Origin of the sequence: uncultured Porphyromonas sp. (assembly GCF_915070105.1) — a bacterium.
Classification (GTDB): Bacteria; Bacteroidota; Bacteroidia; order Bacteroidales; family Porphyromonadaceae; genus Porphyromonas.
The window spans coordinates 1-4,660 of sequence record NZ_CAJZFJ010000104.1 but is presented as its reverse complement, the minus strand read 5'-3'; the positions used below and the strand labels follow the sequence as shown (position 1 = coordinate 4,660).

4 protein-coding genes are annotated in these 4,660 nt (G+C 54.9%); 1 reads left to right on the top strand and 3 read right to left on the bottom strand.

What is annotated here, in order from left to right:
* From QZ554_RS08160 to QZ554_RS08150, 3 genes are all read right to left on the bottom strand, one after another.
* Positions 1–1,048 (bottom strand): ABC-F family ATP-binding cassette domain-containing protein (locus QZ554_RS08160; protein ID WP_297195710.1); only part of this gene is annotated, 1,048 nt, incomplete at its 3' end.
* A 6-nt stretch (positions 1,049–1,054) separates the two neighbouring features.
* Positions 1,055–1,825, bottom strand: a complete 771-nt coding sequence (locus QZ554_RS08155) for a C40 family peptidase (protein WP_297195709.1) — start codon at positions 1,823–1,825, stop codon at positions 1,055–1,057.
* A 756-nt stretch (positions 1,826–2,581) separates the two neighbouring features.
* A complete protein-coding gene (locus QZ554_RS08150) occupies positions 2,582–4,018 on the bottom strand; it encodes an AAA family ATPase (RefSeq protein WP_297195708.1) in 1,437 nt (478 codons plus the stop codon).
* A gap of 117 nt (positions 4,019–4,135) precedes the next feature.
* Between QZ554_RS08150 and QZ554_RS08145 the strand changes: the two genes are divergently transcribed.
* On the top strand, positions 4,136–4,660 hold a 525-nt coding region (locus QZ554_RS08145), incomplete at its 3' end, for a hypothetical protein (RefSeq protein ID WP_297195707.1).

Below are 4,660 nucleotides of genomic sequence, written 5' to 3'. Positions count from 1 at the left end.
TCTTGCCCACACCATTGGCGCCGACGATGCCGACCTTGTCTCGCCGGCTGAAGATGTAGCTGAAGTCATCTAGGATGACCTTGTCCCCAAAGCGCTTCGAGACATGCTCGGCTTCGAAGATCTTCTTCCCTATGTGTCCCGCCTGTGCTGCCCCGAGCTCCATACGTCCCGTACGCTGTATAGCCTGCGTACGCTGCTCGAGCTCGTGGAAGGCATCGATTCTATACTGTGCCTTCGTTCCCCGAGCCTGAGGCTGTCGGCGCATCCAGTCCAGTTCACGACGATAGAGATTGAGAGCTCGCTCTCGGGAGGCCTCCTGCTGGTCGTGTCGCTCCTGTCGCTTCTGCAGGTAGTAGTCGTAGTTACCCTTGTAGCGGTAGAGGCTACCGTTGTCCAGCTCGATGATGTGGTTGCACACTCGGTCTAGGAAGTAGCGGTCGTGTGTCACTAAGAGGAGTCCCATCGTGGAGCGAGCGAGGTAATTCTCTAGCCACTCGATGCTCTTGAGGTCAAGGTGGTTCGTCGGCTCATCGAGGAATAGGAGGTCAGGCTGCCCAATGAGGGTGCCTGCTAGGGCGACACGCTTAGCTTCGCCCCCGGAGAGTCGCTCGATGGGACGCTTGTAGTCGTGGATACCTAGGGCACCGAGGATTTCCTTTGCACGCTGCTCGTAGTCCCAAGCTCCTAGAGCTTCCATCTCGGGTAGTAGATGCTCCATCGCTTCGCTGTCCCCCTCGGATACTGCGTACTCCCATTGGAGGGTAAGGCGAGCCACAGGATCATACTGGCTAAAGCAAGCCTCTAGGATCGTCTTGTCCTTGGGGAGGTCGGGGAGCTGGGGAAGGAAGGCTCGGTGAAGGTCTCGCTCATAGACGACGCTCCCTGTATCCTGAGGCTCTAGCCCGAGGAGGATACGCATGAGGGTGGACTTCCCAGTGCCATTTGGGGCGATGAGCCCTACCTTCTGCCCTCGGTCGATGGCAAAGGAGACCTCGGAGAATAGGACTCTGTCCCCATAGCTCTTAGCGAGATGCTCTACCTGTAGCATAGGGCACTAGCGCAGGAAGGTAGAGTCTCGTCGTCCCTGCCAGTGGCTCGCTACCTCGGGTAGGCGGCCTGCGCCTAGGTAGCGGGAGGTATAGTAGGGGCTATCGTTGTAGCTCTCGATGACGATCCCGAGGCTGCAGCTACTGTGCATCATCTTGATCTGTCCATTGTCATTGCTGACTACCATAGCTACATGCCCGACACGGCTCTGACGTCGATTGCGCCCCTTGAAGAAGAGTAGGTCGCCTGGCTGTGGATCCTTGATCTTGTCAGCATAGGTAGCGATGGCACCCGAGGAGCGGGGGATCTTGATCCCCTCTAGGGAATAGATATAGCTGACGAAGCCCGAGCAGTCTAGTGGCCACTTGGCGATACCCGTGGTGCGGTAGCGGTGTCCTAGGAGCTTCTGCCCATGGTCCACTACGGTGCGTATGAGGCTAGGCGTGCCGGCCATGAGTGTGATGGGCTTGTAGGAGTAGCCACGGCCACTCGTACCGTGCCGAGAGGACTGGGTGGCACAGGCAGAGACGGAGCCCCTTGATCGATTGGCCTTGGAGCGATGCTTGCGACGTGTGGACTTCTTTTTCTTGGTGCTAGAGGTGGGTGCAGGTTGGATCTCTTCCGTAGCTTGATCATACTGGGCGAGGGTAGGGGAAGCGATTAGGTCGCTATTCTCTCGGTAGGTAGATCGGGCTACAGCCTTGGCTCCACAGGCTGTCGTTGTGAATAAAGCTACTGCGAGTAGGGTCGCAGCGTAGGGTCTTTGGAGTTGTTTCATCCTGTCGTTGTCTTTATACTAGGCAGGCAATACCCCATCACTGGGGTGACCAAGTATATTATTAATGTACGTGACACAAAGATACTACATTCTCGTGGTACCTCCCCCTTTCGTAGGGGGCTTTGAGGTCATAGGTATAGCTTCTTCGTCCTCACTTTGTACTATCGGTATCCTTTGGAGTATGGCTTCGTGTGGTATCGCTACTGGATTGTTGGGGCTCGACCTTGGGGAGCTTATTCGCTATTCCCCATAGAGGGGGGCTCCATTCCTCATGTTATCCCGACATCGTAGGCTCATACGCAGCTACCTACATTAGAGATCAGAGGGGGAGTGTCGAATGCGGACTCCTCCCTTAATGGAGAATGGAGGAAAAACCCTCGTGTAACAACCTCTGTATCAAACATACCTGAGGGGCAAAAACGAACATACCGAGAGCCCTGATGCGCTCTCGGTAAGAACGCCCTCGTCACCTTACATAGGTGACGAGGGCGTTCATTATAGGAGCGCAAATGCGTTCTTAGTATGGTCATTTTATCCCCCTCGGAATGTCCAATGTGGGAGTGTAGGAAGCCCTCGGAAATAAGAGCTCTCTTAACCTCTACCTCTGCATGGCTTCATCCCTTTCCCCCCTATCTCGTTAGAGGATAGTAGCGCTAGATATACTTTCCACCACTCACTCATTATAATATATGAGTGGAGTTTGGTGCTTTCTACTTCTTCGGAGTGAGGAGGGAGGGGTGTAGAGTTTGTCGGGGCTTAGTCTACGAGATCCTCCGTGTAGTTCATCAGGTAGACTCGCTTGGTGGCACGGGTGAGCGAGGTGTAGAGCCAGCGAGCCATATTGCGGTCTAAGGGGAGGTAGCCGATGAGCCCAAGGTCGATGAAGACACATGACCACTGCCCACCCTGTGCCTTGTGCGCTGTCGTGGCATAGCCATACTTGACCTCTAGTGCTCCCCAGAAGTGATCGGCTCGGATAGCTTTACGCCGAGCTACGACAGAGCTGATGTCGGCATAGCCCTCGGCGATGGCATTGAAGAGCTCCTGTCGCTTCTGACTGCTTCGCTGAGGTTCGGGGTCTACTAAAGAGGTGAGGAGGAGACGCACCTCCAGCTCGTCCCCTCGGTCAGGGAGATAGATGGTGGCATCGACGAAGTCCAGCCCATACTCATGGTAATAGCGATGTAGGCGGACGACCTCGATGATCTCGCCGTTGGCGATGAAGTCCGAGTGGTCGGGGCGCTTGGTGTAGTGGTAGTTGTTGCGTGCTACGATCAGTCGCTCTCCACGTACGATCGCCTCCTCGTGGTAGAAGATGTGGCTCCGTACGGCTTGGTTTAGCTCCAGTGCACGCTTGTTGGAGGGGCAGATGAGCAGACACTCCTCCATCCCATAGCGGTCATAGGCCGCCTCGATGGTCTCTAGTACTAGGCCGTGCTCGACACAGGTGATCCCTCGCCAGCCTTCTGTCTCTAGATGTATCGGGAGGAGCTCTTCTGCATCTTCGTCCTCGGAGCTGTCGATGAGTTCGCGTAGGCAGGTGGCATTATGTAGTATCCCGCCCTTCTTCTGTCGGACGATTTGCCTTAGGCTTGCTTCGTAGATGGTCATCCCATAGCGGGAGGAGAGCACCTCTGGGCAGAGAGCATCACTGAGACTAGAGCCCACGGGGGGGAGCTGAGCCGTGTCACCGACTAGTAGGAGCTTGGACTCATCGGCAGACCAGACATAGGCTAGGAGGTCATCTAGGAGATTGCCTGAGCCAAAGGGTGTCGCCTCGGAGCTGTCTCCCGTGATCATGGAGGCTTCGTCTACGATGAAGAGGGTGGGCTGCTTACTCGATGCCGAGGCGAGCTGGAAGGCTCCACCCTCCTCCTGCATCTGTGTCGTCGCTCTATATATAGTACGGTGGATGGTGGTGGCCTGTCGCCCTGTCGTCGTAGAGAGAACCTTGGCTGCCCTGCCGGTGGAGGCCATGAGCTCTACTCGTAGCCCTGCACCTATCGCTACCTCAGTGATGAGGCGAAGTAGGAAGGTCTTCCCCGTACCCGCATAACCACGTAGCAAGAATAGGGCATAGGGAGAGGGCTCACTGAGGTAATCTGCTAGCCTGCGAAGGGCTGTAGCCTGGTCTGTAGTGAGCTCCTCAGTGCTGGTATGCAGGAGCTGATCGGCGAGAGCGGTGTACGGCATGTAATAATAATTTCTATCTTTGTTGGTGTGAAGTTAGTGCAATCATAGCATATATGCTCTATCGGTAGCCTAGCTAAGACAATATGAAGACTAATTAAAATACTACATACAATAGCAATGAAGAAAGTTATTCTACTAGTGGTAGCACTAGCTGTGGTCGCCCTAGCGTATGTCACTGTGCAGAGCGTCCTAGCTCCAGTGAGCTTCGACAAGAAGCAGACGGAGATCGAACTAGTCCTGCAAAAACAACTCAAGAAGATCGCTACCTATGAAGATGCTTACAAGAGCGTCTATGATAAGTATGCAAGCAAGGAAGAGCTGATCGACTTCCTCAACAATGGTCGTATCTTCTACATCCGTGCAGAGGGTGACTATACGAGTGCTATGCGTGACCAGGGTCTAAGCGAAGAGGATGCAGCTCGCAAGGGCCTTATCCGTCGTGATACCGTATGGGTGGCAGCTAAGGACTCCCTACTGAAGGATGGTACCGACCTCTCTAAGCTCTTCGTGATCGCTAACAACCCCGACTCCTCTATCCAAGTGGTAGCTGGCTCTATCGAGCAGGAAGTCGGTGATACGAAGATCAACGTCCCCGTGTTCCAGGCCTCTGCCTCCTACCGTAGCTACCTCCTGCCTCTGGGC

Excerpts from the sequence above, each read along its gene's own strand:
- QZ554_RS08155 (WP_297195709.1), bottom strand. The coding sequence starts at position 1,825 with ATGAAACAACTCCAAAGACCCTACGCTGCGACCCTACTCGCAGTAGCT.
- QZ554_RS08150 (WP_297195708.1), bottom strand. The coding sequence starts at position 4,018 with ATGCCGTACACCGCTCTCGCCGATCAGCTCCTGCATACCAGCACTGAG.